Here is a 16,542-nt window from a genome sequence, read left to right on the forward strand (position 1 = left end):
CGAGGATGGGACGGGTAGGGGCGGCGGGGGCGACTCACTCTGGCCACGCGAGCCCCCACGGGCACGGACACGGGCCCGGATACGGACACGGGCCCGGCGCCGATAAGCGCCGGACCCGTGAACGTCGTACGGAAGATGATGCCGACGCGTGTCAGAGCGTCGACGCCGCCGAGGCGATGGCCGAGGCGAACGTCGAGACCTCGCTGTAGACGCCGGGGGCGTTGCGCTGGGCGCACCCGTCACCCCAGCTGACGATCCCGACCTGGACGAACGCACCGGCGTTGTCCTTGCGGAACATCGGCCCACCGGAGTCACCCTGGCAGGTGTCGACCCCGCCCGCCGCGAACCCGGCGCAGATCTCCTCGCCGGCGACGAGCCCGCTGTAGAGGCCGCCGTACGCCTTGCAGGTGGCGTCACTGATGAACGGCACCGTGGCCTTGAGCATGTACCGCTGCTGAGCACCGCCCTCACGGGCCGCACCCCACCCGGCGACGGTGAAGTCCCCGGTGTTGTACTGCGTGGTAGTGGCGATCTTCAGCGTCGGCAGGTTGATCGGCTGGGCGAGCTTGATCAGCGCCCAGTCCTTGCCGGTGCCGTTGTAGCCGGGGGCCTGGAGGACCCGGGTGGACCTGACCTGGACCCGGCCGGAGGTGGACTGGAGGTCCACGACACCGGCGGTGGCCGTGATGCTCGTGTTGGCGCCGGAGCCGTTCACACAGTGCGCGGCGGTGAGCACGATCTGCTGCGTGTAGAGCGCGCCGCCACAGCCCATGGAGAGCCGGACCATGAAGGGGAACTCGCCCTGCGCGGCACGGGTCCCGCCGACGACGGGAGCGGGGGCGGCCTGGGCGGACGAGAGGGGCTGAAGGCTGATGATCGCGAGTGCGGCGGCGCCGGCGGCAGCGGCTCTCTTGAACGCGGTGACGAACTTCTTCAACGTGATGCCTTCCGTGGGGGGTTGGACATACGCAGAAATGTCACGCTCATGCCAAGTGAACAGAAAGAACTCGTGCTTTTGCTGGCATGAGCTGGTCAAAATCTGTTGAAGGATTATGGGAACGCTGTGAGCGCACCCACAAGGGGCGAAAACCGGCCGCCTCTATCAGGCCAGCCGGTTCGCCCGGACCGAACGCGCCGGAGTCACGCGGACGCGTCGGGCAGCCGCAGCCACTCGGCCCAGGACAGATCCCGCCCGATGAACCGAGGCTTGACGAAGGGCCAGTCGTCGGCGATCCAGCGCGGTACGAGAGCGTCGAGGTCCTGCTCGACCGCACTCCCCACGGCACTGTCCACGACCCACCAGGAGATCTCGGCGTCGGCGCCGGCCTTCTCGGGCGGATCGATGTAGACGCACCCGAGTTCGACGGTCTCGTCCGCGTTGAGCAGCACGTAGTTGAACGACTCGTGGGCGTCCGCCTCGGCGGCGTGCCGCTCCAGATCGGCGAGATTGGCCTCGTACGTGATGGTCGCGGCCGGCCATCCCCAGGCCTCCCCGAAGATGCTCCACAGCCGCTCGCGCGAACCCATGACGGTCGGGTAGTCGATGGCGGCGTCGGTTCCGCGAATCGGCCGCAGGTGGTACCCGCCGGGTACGTCGACGTGCAGCGGGTGGGCGAAGTCGCGGGGGAGCCAGGTCATGGACGGAGGCTAGCTCCTGGCCGGTCACCTCGCACCGGGTTATCCCGGCGGAACGGGCCACCGACGGCCGTACCGCTCCCCGGCGGCGTGCCACCAGGCGGGCGGCGAGGATCCGTCAGGGGGTGAGGGCGCCTGCGCGGGATGAAGCCCGAGCTTGTGCAGTGCGTCCGCTGCCACGTGCACGGTGAACCATCCGTGCCAGTGCCCATCTGCTCCCGGCCCGCACGCGAGGTCGAACCGCACGTCGTCCGGCCCGAACGGCATCCAGTCGATACCGCGCTCTCGCAGTCAACCCCGCACAGCGGCAAGGGGATTGGGCTGCCCGCGGGTGTTCTCGTAGGAGGTGATGACGACCCACTCGATGTCGTCCATACCGACTACGCCCGATCCAGGAACGCGGCCCAGGTACCGGGGGCGACGGTGAGGACCGGGCCGGAGGGGTTCTTGGAGTCCCGGATGTGGATGGCGGAGGTGTGGGCGGCGACTTCGAGGCAGTTGCCGCCTTCGCTACCGCTGTAGCTCGACTTCCGCCAGGCGTAGGCGACTTCGAGGCAGTCGCCGCCCTGGCTGCCGCTGTAGCTGGACTTGAACCACGCCATGTCGTCCGAGCGATTCTGCTGCTGTGCTGCGGTGGTCATGACTCTCCTAGCAGTCCATTCAAGAGGCGCACGCTCTCGTCGGGAGAGAGGGCCTGTGACCGCAGCATTCCATATTGCAGGTGATAGTCACTGACCTCACCGGGATCCTCCACGAGGAAGCTGGCACGCTGCACCTCCAGGTACACCAGGCGCTCGTGGTCAGGGGTTTCGAGGAGCACCATGGGGCCGTCGAGACAGGCGTGCGGGGCGCGGTTCATGGGCATGACCTGGACGCTCATGTGGACGGGCTCGCACGCTTCGAGGATCTTGCGGATCTGCCCACGCATCGTTTCCCGGCCGCCGACTTCCCGCCGCAGGATGCTCTCCTCCAGGACGAAGTGCCCGACCGGGGGCCGCTCCCGCTGCCAGACCAACTGCCGTTCCATACGGGCGGTCACCCACTGCTCGGCCGTCTCGTCCCCGAGCGCCGGATAGCGGTAGTCGAAGACGGCGCGGCAGTACTCCGGGGTCTGGAGCAGGCCAGGAACCGCCAGACTCTGGTACGAGAGAACGCTGAGCGCCTCCTGTTCGTGCTCGACCAGTCCCTGCGCGAACTGCACGACCCGCTCCCGCACCGGCACCTTGGCGGCCATGACGGCCAACACCCCACCCGTGTCCAGCAGTTGATCGAACTGCTCGGCCCGGTCCGGTTGCAGCGCCAGGCGCCCCTGCTCGATGGAGCGCACGGTGTCCACGTGGATGTTCGCGCGCTCGGCCAACTGCTCCTGCGTCAGCCCCGCCCGCCTTCGGAAGTGGGCAACCCCCGCCCCGATCGCCTGCCAAGAACTACCCCGCTTGGGCCTCTTCGCCGAATGCATGCGTGTCCCTTTCCCCCGTCGCCACCCGGACTCCTCGTAGTGGAGTCGTAGTAATCGGAACTACGACCTCACGTACTGCCCCACATTAGTCACTCCCTGTGACAGTGGCCTCATGAAGGCACAACCCCAACTCCTCCACACCCGCGAGGCGTTCTACCGCCGCGACCGCAGGTCGGTACGCCTGGCCCGCGACTTCACCCGCGAGGCCCTCGCCGACTGGGGCGCACCCGAGCGCACCGACGACGTGCTGCTCTGCGTGAGCGAACTGGCGACGAACGCCCTCCTGCACGGCGTACCCCCGGGCCGGGGCTTCCTCCTCCAACTGGCGCTGGCCACCGACCGCGTACTGCGCGTCGAGGTCCACGACAGCGGTCCGGGCGAGATCCGCACGCCGAACCCCGGCCCGGAGGCCGAGGAGGGGCGGGGGCTGCTCATCGTGGCGGGGCTGGCCGACAGATGGGGGGCGGGGGAGCGGTGCCCCGGTAAGTCGGTGTGGTGCGAGTTCGGAATGCCGTAGCCAGAAGCTCAAGTGTTGCTCTGAAACGACCCGGGGGAGGGTTGTGGGCTGTCGCGACGGGTGACACTGCCGCCAAGCGAGGTGTCCACAGGGGGGTGGGTCCGTTATGCGGATGGTGTTCCGGCGGTCGGTGGTGGCGGGGGAGAGGCACGGTGCTCTGGACGCGTACGACGTCGCGTTCCTGGCGGGCGGGGCCTCGCGGGTGGCGGACAGCGCGATAGTCGCGCTGTCCGAGCGCGGGCTGCTCGCGGTGCGCGGCTCACGGTTGTGCGCCGTGGACGGGGAGCGGCCCGAGCATCCGGTCGAGCAGGTGGTGATCGCGTCCTGCCCCCGCAGCAGAGGCATCGTCGCCATACGTGCCGCCCTCCAAGGCTCCCCGGAGGTCGAGAAGATCGGTCGCCGACTGGCTGCGTGGGGCCTGTTGACGGGCTCGCGGCGCCGGGTGACCCGGGCGGGCAGGCGGCGGCTGCAGGAGGCCGAACGGGACGGGAACCTGCCGGCGTACGTTTTTCGGGGTCCCGCTGCCCTACCCGCAGGGTCCGTCCGACGCGGAGTCCTCGGCGCGCAGCCGATTCCTTCCGGTCTCGGCCGGACCCTGATCCGCATGGGTAAGGCACTGGACCACGACCACGACCACTACTCCGACTCCGGCTGGGATCACGGTGCCGGCTCCGACTCGGGGCCCGGCTCCGGCTCGGATTCGGGTGCCGACTCGTCCGGCGGGTTCAGCTGCGGCGGAGGGGGCGGCAACTACTGAGGCCCCGGCACCGGTTCCAGATCACTCGGGTCTGTCGGCGTGGAGCCGAGGACACCCGGACAGTTCTGGCACGTGGGCTGCCGGAAGGAGCGCTGCGATCCTCTAGGACAGTTTCTGGCCTATCGCGCTCCTACGATGCCCCTGTGCCCTCCACCCCCACCGACGAGACGGCCCACCCCGACAGCACCCTCGACGGCGTACCCGTCAAGCCCTTCCCCGACGCACCCGCCCTCGATGCCTGGCTCACCGCTCACCCGGCGCCGCAGCCCTCCGCGCTCTGGGTGAAGGTCGCCAGGAAGGGCTCGGGACTGGCCTCCGTCACCGCCGCCGAGGTCAATGACGTGGCCCTCTGCCATGGGTGGATCACCGGTCATCGCAAGGGCCTCGACGCCTCCCACTACCTCCAGAAGATCACCCCGCGCCGACCGGGCAGCCAGTGGTCGATGGTCAACGTGCGGAGGGTGCCCGAGCTGGCGGCGGCCGGACTGATGCGGCCCGGTGGCTTCGCGGAGGTCGACGCGGCCAAGGCGGACGGCCGGTGGGAGGCGGCGTACGAGTCGCAGCGCAACGCCTCCGTCCCGGACGACCTCGTCGCCGCGCTGGAGCGCGACCCCCGTGCCAAAGCGGCCTTCGAGGCGCTCGGCAGGACGGATCGCTACCAGGTCGTTCTGCCGCTGCTCAAGGCCCGTACCCCCGGCAGCCGGGCTGCTCGTCTTGCCGCAGCCGTCGCCGGACTGGTGGACGGAGCGACAGGTTCCGGAGACACGTCCGCCCGCCCGGTCCGGGACTGACTGTCCTGACCAGGCGGGCGGTTCGTTTCCGCTCCGTACGTTCCTCGGATGCCGACGGCGAAGTCGAAGCCGAAACCGATGTCGCGGCAACCTGAGCGGCATCCGGAGCGGTGCGCGTCGCGTCACGCGTTCCTGATGGCCGAGATGTCGAAGTTGAGCTTGATCTTGTCGGACACGAGCACCCCGCCCGTCTCCAGCGCCGCGTTCCACTTCAGGCCCCAGTCCGAGCGCAGGATCTCCGCCTTGCCCTCGAAGCCCACGCGCTCGTTGCCGAACGGGTCCTTCGCCGCGCCGTTGAACTCCATGTCGATGGAGATCGGCCTGCTGGTGCCGAGGATCTCCAGGTCACCGGTGATGCGGTAGTCGTCGCCGCCCAGGGACTCCGCCTTGGTGGAGCGGAACGTCATCGTCGGGAACTCGTCCGTGCGGAAGAAGTCCGCGCTCTTCAGGTGACCGTCACGGTCGGCCGAGCCCGTGTCGATGCTGTCCATCTTGATGTCGAGGGACGCCGTCGAGTTGGCCGGGTCGGTGCCGTCGAGGTGCAGGGTGCCCTCGAACTCCTGGAAGCTGCCCTTCACGTTCGTCACCATGGCGTGCCGGGCGGTGAAGCCGATCGTCGTGTGGGACGGGTCGATCGTGTACTCGCCGGTCAGCGCGGCGAGCGCGGGGGCCTCCGCGGTCGCCACGGACGAGGTGGCGGCGTCGCTGTCAGCGGTGTTCTTGCGGCCGAAGATGCTCATGGCATGACTCCTTGGAGACGGATTGTTGAAGCTTGAACAGTTCAACGAGGGCAACCATAGTCCCATTCTGTTCAATGTTCAACCTTATTGGGAGAGTAGTCGTCCCGTTACTCCGTGTGTTGTAATCTCGCCCGGGGTGACAGGGGTCTCGTCAGGGCGCATTTGTGTGACCCCTACAACCCGCATGCCCCCTGAGCAGTCGGGTCGGCTGCATGTCGGCGCGGTTCTGTTCAGGGGTACCAGGAAAACTCGCCGGAGACTGTACGGAGTCGACGGGCCGGTTTTCTTGCTCGGCTTCGTATGGTCGCTACATGACCGTTTTGGATGAGGCGCAGGGTGAGTTCGCGGGCGAGCCGACAGGGGAGCCGACGGACGCACGCGGGCGAGTGGCCGAGCTGCACGAGATCCGTGCGCAGGCCCTGGCCGGCCCCAGCGAGAAGGCCACCGAGGCGCAGCACGCCAAGGGCAAGCTGACCGCCCGGGAGCGCATCGAACTGCTCCTCGACCCGGACTCCTTCAACGAGGTCGAGCAGCTGCGCCGGCACCGGGCCACCGGGTTCGGCCTGGAGGCGAAGCGGCCGTTCACGGACGGTGTGATCACCGGCTGGGGCACGGTGGAGGGCCGTACGGTCTTCGTGTACGCCCATGACTTCCGCATCTTCGGAGGCGCGCTGGGCGAGGCCCACGCCACGAAGATCCACAAGATCATGGACATGGCCATCGCGGCCGGGGCCCCGCTGGTGTCGCTCAACGACGGCGCCGGCGCCCGTATCCAGGAGGGTGTCTCGGCGCTCGCCGGATACGGCGGCATCTTCCAGCGCAACACCAAGGCCTCCGGTGTCATCCCGCAGATCAGCGTGATGCTCGGCCCGTGCGCCGGCGGAGCCGCCTACTCGCCCGCTCTCACCGACTTCGTGTTCATGGTCCGCGAGACCTCGCAGATGTTCATCACGGGCCCGGACGTTGTCAAGGCGGTCACCGGCGAGGAGATCACCCAGAACGGCCTCGGCGGCGCCGACGTGCACGCCGAGACCAGCGGCGTGGCGCACTTCGCGTACGACGACGAGGAGACCTGCATCGCCGAGGTCCGCTACCTCCTCGCGATGCTCCCGCAGAACAACCGCGAGAACCCGCCGCGCGTCGAGTCCGAGGACCCGGCCGACCGGCGGAGCGACGTTCTGCTCGACCTCGTCCCGGCCGACGGCAACCGGCCGTACGACATGACCAAGGTCATCGAGGAGATCGTCGACGACGGCGACTACCTTGAGATTCACGAGCGTTGGGCCCGCAACATCATCTGCGCGCTCGGCCGGCTGGACGGCCAGGTCGTGGGCATCGTCGCCAACCAGCCGCAGAGCCTCGCAGGCGTCCTGGACATCGAGGCATCCGAAAAAGCTGCGCGCTTTGTCCAGATGTGTGACGCTTTTAACATCCCGATCGTCACGCTGCTGGATGTCCCCGGCTTCCTGCCGGGCGTCGACCAGGAGCACGGCGGAATCATCCGGCACGGCGCGAAGCTGCTGTACGCCTACTGCAACGCGACCGTTCCGAGGATCTCGCTGATCCTGCGCAAGGCGTACGGAGGCGCGTACATCGTCATGGACAGCCAGTCCATCGGCGCCGACCTCACCTATGCCTGGCCGACGAACGAGATCGCCGTGATGGGCGCGGAAGGTGCCGCCAACGTCATCTTCCGCCGTCAGATCGCGGACGCCGAAGACTCCGAGGCGATGAGGGCTCGGATGGTCAAGGAGTACAAGTCCGAGCTGATGCATCCCTACTACGCCGCCGAGCGCGGTCTGGTCGACGACGTCATCGACCCGGCCGAGACGCGTTCGGTGCTCATCAGGTCACTCGCGATGCTGCACACCAAGCACGCCGACCTGCCCTCGCGAAAGCACGGCAACCCCCCTCAGTGATCCCGCTCGGTAACCCAGCGGATCCTTCGCGGTCCATCCGCGGAAACCTCTCTCACGGAGACTGTGACCTATGAACACCTCTGACATTCGCGTCGAGAAGGGCCATGCCGAGCCCGAGGAGGTCGCCGCCATCACGGCGATCCTGCTGGCCCGTGCGGCAGCGGCACCGGCAGCGGCCCCGACCCGCCGCGGACGCCCGAAGGCCGGCTGGCGCCGCCTGGAGCGCGAGGGTGGCTTCCGCGCGCCGCACAGCTGGCACTGAGCCTGAGTTGTGAGAGGGCCCCCTTCCGCGGTGCGGGAGGGGGCCCTCTCGTATGCGCGTCGGCTGCGGGCGGGTGGGGGCTGGCCGCGCAGTTCCCCGCGCCCCTGAAGACGAGGCTGCTTTTAGGGGCGCGGGGAACTGCGCGACAAGCCACTGGGCTGCCGCGGACGGCATGAAACCGTCCGTGGCAGCCCAGCGGCCGAAAAATCCGTCTGCCTACCGCAGCCGCGCCATCAGCGCATGCTCCACAAGGGTGATCAGCGCGGACTTGGCATCGGCACGGTGCCGAGCGTCCGTGGTGATGATCGGGGTGTCGGGCCCGATCTGCAGCGCCTCCCGCACCTCGTCCGGGTTGTACGGCTGACTGCCGTCGAACCCGTTCAGCGCGATCACGAAGGGAAGACCCGAGTTCTCGAAGTAGTCGACCGCCGGGAAGCAGTCGGCGAGACGCCTCGTGTCGACCAGGACGATCGCGCCGATCGCGCCACGCACCAGGTCGTCCCACATGAACCAGAAGCGGTCCTGGCCGGGCGTACCGAAGAGGTACAGGATCAGGTCCTGGTCCAGGGTGATGCGGCCGAAGTCCATGGCGACGGTCGTCGTCGTCTTGTCCCCGGTGTGCGTCAGGTCGTCGATGCCCGCGGATGCGGACGTCATCACGGCCTCGGTACGCAGCGGATTGATCTCCGAGACGGCCCCGACGAACGTGGTCTTGCCCACGCCGAAGCCGCCCGCCACCACGATTTTCGCGGACGTGGTGGAGCGGGAAGGCCCTCCGCTAGAGCTTGCGAAGTCCACTGAGCACCCTTTCGAGCAAAGTCACGTCTGGCTGGCCGCCGGCGCTCTCGTCGCCGCCGGGCTGATGAATGGCGACCAGGCCTGCCTCCGCCAAGTCGGCGACGAGGATCCTGGCCACACCGAGAGGGATGGTCAGCAACGCCGAGATTTCGGCCACCGACTTGATCTCTCGGCAGAGGTTGCAGATTCGCTGATGCTCGGGCAACTGGCCCTGCATCTGATGCGGCTGCGCAGTGGTGTGCACCAGCGCCTCGATGGCGAGCTGGTAACGCGGGCGCGTCCGGCCGCCGGTCATGGCGTAGGGACGCACCAGGGGATTACTCGCGCCCCCGGCGGGCGACGACTCCGGAGAACGGCGCTGCGGCTGCACGGGCTGGATACGCGGCGCCGCAGGCTGGTCGTACGGCGACGGACCGGGACCCTGGGGGTTCTGGGGTGCGTACGGCTGCTGCCGACGGTGACTCGGTGCGGAGGGGAAGTTGTACCGGTTCTGGTCGCCCTGGCCCTGACCCTGGCCAGGACCGTACGACCAATTACCCGAGGGTGAACCGCCTGGGGGTGTTGCCACTTTCTTCTCCTCCTCCGACTGTGCCGGGCACCGCATCACTGTGGAGCCGCGTCCGAAACCTACCGCCCCGAGACGCCAAAACGCACCGTCTGACTGTTAGTTGAGAAGGCTCCCTTGGAGCTCCGCACGCAGATCGGGTGTCAGGACCGTGCCGGCACGGTCGACCAGAAGCGCCATCTCGTACCCAATGAGACCGATGTCGGCCTCCGGATGTGCAAGCACCGCGAGGGAGGACCCGTCGGAAACGGACATGATGAACAGGAATCCCCGCTCCATCTCCACAACCGTCTGGTTCACACTGCCGCCCTCGAAGATGCGCGAGGCACCCGCGGTGAGAGAGGTCAGACCGGAGGCGACAGCGGCGAGCTGGTCCGCACGGTCTCGCGGAAAGCCTTCGGACATCGCCAGAAGGAGTCCGTCGGCGGAGACCACCACCGTGTGCGACACCCCGGGGGTGTTGTCCACGAAATTGGTGATCAACCAGTTCAGGTTCTGCGCCGCCTGGCTCATCGGACTCACACTAACGCTCCTGGTTGTAGGTGCTGTCAGGCCCACCGTGGTGATTCCTGGTGGCCTGGCCGTTCGTCTCACTACCTGCGGTGCGTCCCCGCTGGACACCCCGGCGCAGGTTGCTCAACCTGCCCCGGATGTCCTCGGGGGCGCGGGACACCGAGGGACCGCCCTGGAGAGTCGCTTCCGCGGCACCCTCGATCAGGTTGGCCTTCGGTACCCGGCGCGGCAGACCGGAGGAGGTCACCCCGCCCGCCTTGGGCTTGCGGAGCTGTGCGGCCTGCTGCCAGCGCTCGTCGTTGGCCGAACGCCAGTCGTCGGGACCCTTGCCGTTCCCGTTCCCGTTCGCGTTGCCGTTGTGCTCCGCGGGGGCCGGGGCCGGGGCTGGTGTCTCCTGGTCCACGTGCTGCCGCGATGTGCCGTTGCTGGTGCCGCTCGTGGTGGATCCACGGCGGGGGAGCCCGGCATCGGTCAGCGCGTGGGCGGCGGAGGGCGCCGGTCCCGGACGCTCGAAGCCTACGTGGTTCCGCTCACTCACGTCAGCGGCCTGCGTGGATTCCGTCTCCGGAGCGTACTCGGAGCGGTGCCCGTTCTGGTAACCGTCCGGCTGCGGCCAGTCATCCTGGTAACGCCGCTCCTCGAAGGCCGAGAAGCTCTCCGGGGCCGCGGCATGGGCCGGGGCGGGCTCTTCCTGGGCGGGCTCCGTGTACGCGGGCTCCGGGTAGCCGCCGTTGCCGTTCGGTGAGGGGTAGCCGCCGTTCGTCGACGGGTAGTCGCTGCCGGTCGCCGGGAAGTCGTCCGTCTGAGGGAAACCGTTGTTCCCGTTGAAGTACGGCTCCTCGTACGACGGCTGCTGCCGCTCCTCGTACGCGGTCTGCTGGTCGTAGCTCGCGAAGGGCTCGTTCTGGACCGGGGCCTGGCCGTTCGGCGCGCTGAAGTCGTCGCCGTACGCGGGGGCCTCGATGGCCTCCCGCTGGCCCGTCTCGGGGTGTGCCTGCGCCTCAAGCTGCGCGCGGCGCTCCTCACGCATCAGGGAGCGGCCCACCGGGTCCAGCTCGCGGATGTCGTCCGGGACCTCGGTGTAGCGGCTGTCGTCGAAGCCGAGCTCGGCCGCCGTACGCATCGGCTGCATCTGGGCGGACTGGAAGTTCTCGCCCACGTACTGCTGCGGCTGCTGTTGCTGCTGCAGCTGCTCGGGGATGATCTGCGAGACGGTGAACTCGTCGCGCTGCATCTGCTGCTCGCCACCGCCACCGTGGGTGATGGCGTCCGGGAGCATGACCAGCGACGTCGTACCGGCCTGCTCGCCCGAGGGGCGGAGCTGGACACGGATGCCGTGCCGGTCGGACAGCCGGCCGACCACGAACAGGCCCATGCGCTGGGAGATCGCGGCGTCCACCGTCGGCGGGTTGGCCAGCTTGTGGTTGATGTCCGCGAAGTCCTCGGCGGTGAGGCCGATGCCCTTGTCGTGGATCTCGACCATGATGCGGCCGTCGGGCAGCCGGGTCGCCGTCACCCGGACCTTCGTCTGCGGGGACGAGAACGTCGTCGCGTTCTCCAGCAGCTCGGCCAGCAGGTGCACGAGGTCGGTGACCGCGCGGCCGTGGATCTCGGCCTCCGGTACGCCCGACAGCTCGACGCGCTCGTACTGCTCCACCTCGGAGGAGGCGGCGCGCAGGACGTCGACCAGCGGGACCGGCTGGTCCCAGCGGCGGCCCGGCTCCTCGCCGGCGAGGACGAGGAGGTTCTCGCCGTTACGGCGCATACGGGTCGCGAGGTGGTCCAGGCGGAAGAGGTTCTCCAGCTGGTCCGGGTCGGCCTCGTTGTTCTCCAGGTCCGTGATCAGGGTCAGCTGGCCCTCGATCAGTGACTGGTTGCGGCGCGACAGGTTGGTGAAGATCGCGTTGATGTTGCCCCGGAGCAGAGCCTGCTCGGCGGCCAGTCGGACCGCCTCGCGGTGGACCTGGTCGAAGGCGCGGGCGACCTCGCCGATCTCGTCCGTGGTGTTGATGGGGATCGCGGCGACCCGGGTGTCGACGCGACCGGGGTCGGTGCGCGAGAGCTGGTCGACCAGCATCGGCAGACGCTGCTCGGCGATACCGAAGGCCGCGTTGCGCAGCTGGCGCATCGCGCGGCTCATCTGGCGGGCCACCATGCCGGCCAGGATGAACGCGGCGAGCAGGGCGACCAGGACGGCGGCACCCACGATGATGGCGTCGCGCTTGGCGTCGTCCGAGATGGTGGACGCCTCGTTCACGGCCGTCTTGGAGAGGTCGGACTCCAGCTTGAGGTACGCGTTGTACTTCAGCGTGTTGACCGCCCACCAGTTCTGGGGCGTGATGCCGTTCGCCGCGAGCCCCGCTCGCGCACTGGGGTCGGTCGAGCTGAGCGAGGCCAGTTGCGTGATCATCTGGCTGGGGTCGGACGGCGGCGGGACATAGGTCTCGCCCTTGGACGCGGCGCTCTGGGCGGCCTGCTCGGCCATCGCCTTGCCGTCGGCCGTGACCTTCGCCGAGGCGTCCTGAAGCTTCTTGGCGTCCGCCTCGGTACCGCCCGCGATGTACTCCGCGATGGCGATCCGCTCCAGGTACGCGTACGAGGAGAGGGCGATGCGCTGGCTCTGGAAGCTGCTCTCACCGGGGCCGGGCTTGATCAGCACGTGCATGCCGATGGCACGCTCCAGCGACACGGAGGCCTTGGTGAGCGAGATGGCGTAGACGGTCCGGCCGTAGCTGGTGATGTTGCCGGTGCCCAGGCCCAGCTCGTTGGAGAACTCCATCAGGGTGTGCGTGATGGCGGTGTAGCTCTCCTCGGACTGCACACCGGTGAGCTTGGAGGTGTAGGCGGCCGCGCGGACCGCCGCCAGCTGCGGCTCGACCTCGCGGAACAGCTTCAGCCGGCGTTCGACGCTCGGCTTGTCCGGGATGTTCTGCGCGGCGGCGTCGAAGGCGTCGGCGGCCTTGTCGGTCGCCGCGCGCGCCTTGACGACCGTCGCGTCGTCCTCGCCCTTGCCCTGGAGCAGGGGCGCCGCGGTGATGTCGCGCTCCTGGAAGAGGGCGTCGCCGTAGATCAGGGCGGCCTGCACGAGGCGGGCGGTCTGCTCCGCGTCCTCGGCCTCCTGCCAGGTGTCGATCGAACTCTTCACCTGGAAGCCGCCCATGATGAGGCCGACGACCACGGGTATGAGCAGGATCGCGTTCAGCCTGGTCGGCACGCGCCAGTTGCGCGGCGAGAAGCGGCTGCCGCTCGGAGCGGGTGGCGCCATGGGCTCCGAGCCGGGCACGGCGGCGGACGCCGCTGCGCGCGGCGGCGGGGTGAAGTTGCCCCGGGCCGACGGCTCGGGACCGTTCTTGCTTCGCCTCACTCGACCAACAACCTCTCGGCGGAAGGCACCAACGTTGTGCCGCAGTCTCTCAGAGCCGGTAAGCCAAAGACCCTCTACGGGAGTACGTCTTTGACTATTAGGCAGTTCAGGCATTCCAGCACGTCAGCCTTCGCTCTTCCAAACACCGGAATGCGAAGATCCATAGCGATGTAAGCCCCAGATAAAACGGTCATAAAGAACGAGCCCCGCCAAAAGGCGGGGCCAAGGTGAGCACAGCGAGACCACGTGACCGCGACGCGTGGCCATACCACCAGATATCTCTGTCGAAACGTTATGAACGCCGGGGCCGACCGTGTCAAAGGACACAGTCGGCTCCGGTGTATCTACGACAACTGCCGTAGAGCATCGTTGACTTGGTTACCGAAGGCGGGCCATGAGCGCATGCTCGACCAGCGTGATCAGCGCACTCTTCGCATCCGAGCGGTGGCGGGCGTCCGTCGTGATGATCGGGGCGTCCGGGCCGATCTGGAGCGCCTCGCGCACCTCTTCGGGGTTGTACGGCTGGTGCCCGTCGAAGCCGTTGAGGGCGATGACGAAGGGCAGGCCGCTGTTCTCGAAGTAGTCGACCGCGGGGAAACAGTCCGCGAGCCGGCGGGTGTCGACCAGGACCACGGCACCGATCGCGCCGCGCACCAGGTCGTCCCACATGAACCAGAAACGGTCCTGACCCGGCGTACCGAAGAGGTACAGGATCAGGTCCTGGTCCAGGGTGATACGGCCGAAGTCCATGGCCACCGTGGTGGTGGTCTTGTCCCCGGTGTGGGTGAGGTCGTCGATACCCGCGGAGGCCGACGTCATGACGGCCTCGGTACGCAGCGGGTTGATCTCCGAGACGGCGCCCACGAACGTGGTCTTGCCGACGCCGAAGCCACCCGCGACCACGATCTTCGCGGAGGTGGTCGCCCGGCCCCCGTCAGAGCTTGCGAAGTCCACTGAGCACCCTTTCGAGCAGTGTCACCGCTGGTGCACCGCCGTTGTTCTCGTCGCCGCCCGGCTGGTGGATGGCGACCAGTCCGGCCTCGGCGAGGTCCGCGACGAGGATGCGGGCCACACCGAGGGGCATGGCCAGGAGCGCCGACACCTCTGCCACCGACTTGACCTCACGGCACAGGTGGCAGATGCGCTGGTGCTCGGGCAGCAGTCCCATCAGCTGGGCCGGATCGGCCGTCGTGCTGATCAGCGCCTCGATGGCGAGCTGGTAGCGCGGCCGGGTCCGGCCGCCGGTCATGGCGTACGGCCTTACCAGCGGCTGGTCGCCCTCATCCTCGTACGTGTGAGCGTACGGATCATGAGAGGCGGTGGGCGGGGTCATGAATCCTCCGGGCGGGACAGCGTCGGTCAGTCGTGCCGTCTGACAGGGCCGGTGGGGGAGATGTGGCGGCCGGACGGTGTTTTGGTGAGACGGGTGGATCCGGAGCGGTCAGTGGAGCAGACTGCCCTGTAGTTCGGCACGCAGGTCGGGGGTGAGCACTGCGCCCGCCCGGTCGACCAGGAGCGCCATCTCGTAGCCGACAAGGCCGATGTCGCAGTCCGGGTGGGACAGGACCGCCAACGACGATCCGTCCGAGACGGACATGAGGAAGAGGAAGCCCCGCTCCATCTCGACGACCGTCTGAGCCACCGTGCCGCCCTCGAAGATGCGCGAGGCACCCGCGGTGAGCGACGTGAGCCCGGAGGCGACGGCGGCGAGCTGGTCGGCGCGGTCCCGTGGGAAGCCCTCCGACATGGCCAGAAGGAGGCCGTCGGCGGACACGACGACTGTGTGGGACACACCTGGGGTGTTGTCCACGAAGTTGGTTATCAACCAGTTGAGGTTCTGTGCCGCCTGGCTCATCTGGCTCAACTAACGCTCCTGCTGGTGAGTGGGGCTGGGGAAGCTGCCGGTCTGGTCGGAGCCGTTACCGGCCTGCCGACCCTGGGCGATGCCCCTACGGAGATTGGTCAGCCGGCCGCGCACGTCATCGGGCGCACGCGAGACCGCCGGACCGCTTTGGTGCTGTTGCTGCTGAGCCGTACCCGGTACGAGGTTCGCACGCGGGACCCGGCGCGGAAGGCCGGAAGTCGTGACGCCACCGGCGGCCGGCTGGCGGACACCGGCGGCCTGTCGGACCAGCTCGTCGTTCGGCGAGCTGCGCCAGGAGCTGGTGGCTGTGGCCGGCGCGGTCGCCGGACGCGGGGGAGCCGGCACGGAGGACGGCTGCGAGAGCGCCGAACCGTTGGTGCCGTTGCCGTTGCTGGTGCCGTTGGCCTGCGGCCGGCCGCCCTGAGGCTGCCCCTGCTGACCCTGCCCGTGGAACCAGTTGGTCTCCAGGGTGTCGTACAGGGGCGTCCGTCCGTCACCGGGACCGCTGGCCGGCGGCAGTGCCTCCTGCTGCGGCGGGACCGGCGGGCGGGAGCCGCCGAAGTCGGCGGGACCACGCCCGGCGCCCGGCTGCGGGCGCTCGAACTGGCCGGTCGACGAGGCGTCCTGCTGACGGCGAGGCACCGGGCCCCGGCCGTCGAAGCCGGAGGGCGCGGGGAACTGGCCGGTCGAGCCGGAGTCGTACCCGGTCGGCGCGGGGAACTGGCCCGTGGACCCGCTGTCGTAGGACGACGGCGTGAACTGCCCGTTGCTCTGCGGGTTCTGGGTGCCCTGCTGTCCGGCGGGCGGGGTGCCGAAGACGTCCGAGCGGACGTACGAGCCGTTGCTCTGCTGGCCGTTGGTGTCACCGGAGCCGTTGTAGCCGGGCAGCGGGAACTGGCCGGTGTCCGAAGGGCCGCCGGGACGCGGGGCGTTGTAGTCGGGGCGCGCGAACTCGGAGGTGGCGGCCGGGTTCTGGAGGCTGTCCAGGCGCGGAACCGCGGGCATCTCCGACGTCGAGGCCGGGCCGTGCCGGTCGTCGATGCGTGGCATCCGTGAGGTGGAGTCCGGCTCCTCGTGACCGCGCGGGGTGTCCAGCGAGGCACGCGGCACCGGGGGCTGCGCGTTCTCGTCGCTCCAGCTCGGACGCGCCGGCGCGTTGCCGCCGGGCAGCTCCGGACGCGCACCGCCACGCGGCGGGAGCTGCGGACGGCGCCCGCCGCCCTGTCCCTCCGCGCGCTGCGGGGGTACGGGGCCACGCGAGCCGCCGAACGCGTCCTGCTGTCCGGTGCTGTTGCCGAAGGCGTCCTGGCCCTGACGCGCGCCGGAGCCGTCACCGAAGCCGCCCGCGGCCTGGAGGC

Annotated in this window: 17 protein-coding genes and 1 pseudogene; 5 read left to right on the forward strand and 13 right to left on the reverse strand. The window is 68.9% G+C overall.

From position 1 onward, the window contains the following. Window positions 1-151 precede the first annotated feature (151 nt). From STRTUCAR8_RS09255 to STRTUCAR8_RS09270, 4 genes are all read right to left on the reverse strand, one after another. Entirely contained in the window at window positions 152-937 is a 786-nt protein-coding gene (locus STRTUCAR8_RS09255; RefSeq protein WP_006375316.1) for a S1 family peptidase, read from the reverse strand. A gap of 203 nt (window positions 938-1,140) precedes the next feature. Then, complete coding sequence (locus tag STRTUCAR8_RS09260) at window positions 1,141-1,638, reverse strand: hypothetical protein (protein ID WP_006375307.1); 498 nt, start codon at window positions 1,636-1,638, stop codon at window positions 1,141-1,143. Between the two features lie 377 nt (window positions 1,639-2,015). Further along, on the reverse strand, window positions 2,016-2,276 hold the full coding sequence (locus STRTUCAR8_RS09265; protein WP_006375312.1) for a DUF397 domain-containing protein: 261 nt from the start codon (window positions 2,274-2,276) through the stop codon (window positions 2,016-2,018). Continuing rightward, window positions 2,273-3,094, reverse strand: coding sequence for a helix-turn-helix domain-containing protein (locus STRTUCAR8_RS09270; protein ID WP_006375310.1), 822 nt, complete (start codon window positions 3,092-3,094; stop codon window positions 2,273-2,275). The genes STRTUCAR8_RS09265 and STRTUCAR8_RS09270 overlap by 4 nt, the downstream gene beginning before the upstream one ends. Before the next feature lie 112 nt (window positions 3,095-3,206). Here STRTUCAR8_RS09270 and STRTUCAR8_RS09275 point away from each other — a divergent pair, with 112 nt between their 5' ends. The 3 genes from STRTUCAR8_RS09275 (at window position 3,207) to STRTUCAR8_RS09285 (ending at window position 5,159) form a co-directional block, all read left to right on the forward strand. Next, a complete protein-coding gene (locus STRTUCAR8_RS09275) occupies window positions 3,207-3,611 on the forward strand; it encodes an ATP-binding protein (protein ID WP_006375319.1) in 405 nt (134 codons plus the stop codon). A 106-nt stretch (window positions 3,612-3,717) separates the two neighbouring features. Then, the gene (locus tag STRTUCAR8_RS09280; RefSeq protein ID WP_006375308.1) at window positions 3,718-4,368 is read left to right on the forward strand and encodes a TIGR04222 domain-containing membrane protein; all 651 of its coding nucleotides are present in this window, start codon (window positions 3,718-3,720) and stop codon (window positions 4,366-4,368) included. 143 nt (window positions 4,369-4,511) lie between these two features. Further along, on the forward strand, window positions 4,512-5,159 hold the full coding sequence (locus STRTUCAR8_RS09285) for a YdeI/OmpD-associated family protein (RefSeq protein WP_006375301.1): 648 nt from the start codon (window positions 4,512-4,514) through the stop codon (window positions 5,157-5,159). Between the two features lie 122 nt (window positions 5,160-5,281). On the opposite strand, the gene STRTUCAR8_RS09290 is transcribed toward STRTUCAR8_RS09285, so the two are convergent. Continuing rightward, window positions 5,282-5,899, reverse strand: coding sequence for a YceI family protein (locus STRTUCAR8_RS09290; RefSeq protein WP_006375313.1), 618 nt, complete (start codon window positions 5,897-5,899; stop codon window positions 5,282-5,284). Window positions 5,900-6,210: 311 nt separating this feature from the next. On the opposite strand from STRTUCAR8_RS09290, the gene STRTUCAR8_RS09295 reads away from it, so the two are divergent. Beyond that, window positions 6,211-7,818 (forward strand): acyl-CoA carboxylase subunit beta, encoded by a 1,608-nt coding sequence (locus STRTUCAR8_RS09295; RefSeq protein ID WP_044471905.1) that lies wholly within the window; start codon window positions 6,211-6,213, stop codon window positions 7,816-7,818. Between the two features lie 70 nt (window positions 7,819-7,888). Next, window positions 7,889-8,080, forward strand: a complete 192-nt coding sequence (locus STRTUCAR8_RS09300) for an acyl-CoA carboxylase epsilon subunit (protein ID WP_006375302.1) — start codon at window positions 7,889-7,891, stop codon at window positions 8,078-8,080. 216 nt (window positions 8,081-8,296) lie between these two features. Here the strand turns inward: STRTUCAR8_RS09300 and STRTUCAR8_RS09305 are convergent, their stop codons facing one another. The 8 genes and pseudogenes from STRTUCAR8_RS09305 to STRTUCAR8_RS09340 all read right to left on the reverse strand — a co-directional run. After that, a complete protein-coding gene (locus STRTUCAR8_RS09305) occupies window positions 8,297-8,878 on the reverse strand; it encodes a GTP-binding protein (protein WP_006375305.1) in 582 nt (193 codons plus the stop codon). Then, window positions 8,859-9,446: a DUF742 domain-containing protein gene (locus tag STRTUCAR8_RS09310; RefSeq protein ID WP_044471906.1), complete on the reverse strand. Its 588-nt coding sequence runs from the start codon at window positions 9,444-9,446 to the stop codon at window positions 8,859-8,861. Before STRTUCAR8_RS09310 ends, STRTUCAR8_RS09305 begins: the two co-directional genes overlap by 20 nt. Before the next feature lie 96 nt (window positions 9,447-9,542). After that, window positions 9,543-9,956, reverse strand: coding sequence for a roadblock/LC7 domain-containing protein (locus STRTUCAR8_RS09315; RefSeq protein ID WP_005479603.1), 414 nt, complete (start codon window positions 9,954-9,956; stop codon window positions 9,543-9,545). Window positions 9,957-9,966: 10 nt separating this feature from the next. Beyond that, window positions 9,967-13,320, reverse strand: a complete 3,354-nt coding sequence (locus STRTUCAR8_RS09320) for a sensor histidine kinase (RefSeq protein WP_044471907.1) — start codon at window positions 13,318-13,320, stop codon at window positions 9,967-9,969. A 378-nt stretch (window positions 13,321-13,698) separates the two neighbouring features. Continuing rightward, complete coding sequence (locus STRTUCAR8_RS09325) at window positions 13,699-14,274, reverse strand: GTP-binding protein (RefSeq protein ID WP_006375318.1); 576 nt, start codon at window positions 14,272-14,274, stop codon at window positions 13,699-13,701. Further along, window positions 14,255-14,653 (reverse strand): DUF742 domain-containing protein, encoded by a 399-nt coding sequence (locus STRTUCAR8_RS09330; RefSeq protein WP_006375303.1) that lies wholly within the window; start codon window positions 14,651-14,653, stop codon window positions 14,255-14,257. Before STRTUCAR8_RS09330 ends, STRTUCAR8_RS09325 begins: the two co-directional genes overlap by 20 nt. A 108-nt stretch (window positions 14,654-14,761) precedes the next feature. Then, entirely contained in the window at window positions 14,762-15,175 is a 414-nt protein-coding gene (locus STRTUCAR8_RS09335) for a roadblock/LC7 domain-containing protein (RefSeq protein WP_044471908.1), read from the reverse strand. Between the two features lie 9 nt (window positions 15,176-15,184). Beyond that, a pseudogene (locus STRTUCAR8_RS09340) lies at window positions 15,185-16,542 on the reverse strand (nitrate- and nitrite sensing domain-containing protein); the annotation flags it as partial.

Source organism: Streptomyces turgidiscabies Car8 (genome assembly GCF_000331005.1).
Classification (GTDB): domain Bacteria; phylum Actinomycetota; class Actinomycetes; order Streptomycetales; family Streptomycetaceae; genus Streptomyces; species Streptomyces turgidiscabies.

Coding starts and splice junctions, on each gene's coding strand:
- STRTUCAR8_RS09260 (WP_006375307.1), bottom strand. CDS start 1,638: ATGACCTGGCTCCCCCGCGACTTCGCCCACCCGCTGCACGTCGACGTA.
- STRTUCAR8_RS09265 (WP_006375312.1), bottom strand. CDS start 2,276: ATGACCACCGCAGCACAGCAGCAGAATCGCTCGGACGACATGGCGTGG.
- STRTUCAR8_RS09270 (WP_006375310.1), bottom strand. CDS start 3,094: ATGCATTCGGCGAAGAGGCCCAAGCGGGGTAGTTCTTGGCAGGCGATC.
- STRTUCAR8_RS09275 (WP_006375319.1), top strand. CDS start 3,207: ATGAAGGCACAACCCCAACTCCTCCACACCCGCGAGGCGTTCTACCGC.
- STRTUCAR8_RS09280 (WP_006375308.1), top strand. CDS start 3,718: ATGCGGATGGTGTTCCGGCGGTCGGTGGTGGCGGGGGAGAGGCACGGT.
- STRTUCAR8_RS09290 (WP_006375313.1), bottom strand. CDS start 5,899: ATGAGCATCTTCGGCCGCAAGAACACCGCTGACAGCGACGCCGCCACC.
- STRTUCAR8_RS09295 (WP_044471905.1), top strand. CDS start 6,211: ATGACCGTTTTGGATGAGGCGCAGGGTGAGTTCGCGGGCGAGCCGACA.
- STRTUCAR8_RS09300 (WP_006375302.1), top strand. CDS start 7,889: ATGAACACCTCTGACATTCGCGTCGAGAAGGGCCATGCCGAGCCCGAG.
- STRTUCAR8_RS09315 (WP_005479603.1), bottom strand. CDS start 9,956: ATGAGCCAGGCGGCGCAGAACCTGAACTGGTTGATCACCAATTTCGTG.
- STRTUCAR8_RS09330 (WP_006375303.1), bottom strand. CDS start 14,653: ATGACCCCGCCCACCGCCTCTCATGATCCGTACGCTCACACGTACGAG.
- STRTUCAR8_RS09335 (WP_044471908.1), bottom strand. CDS start 15,175: ATGAGCCAGGCGGCACAGAACCTCAACTGGTTGATAACCAACTTCGTG.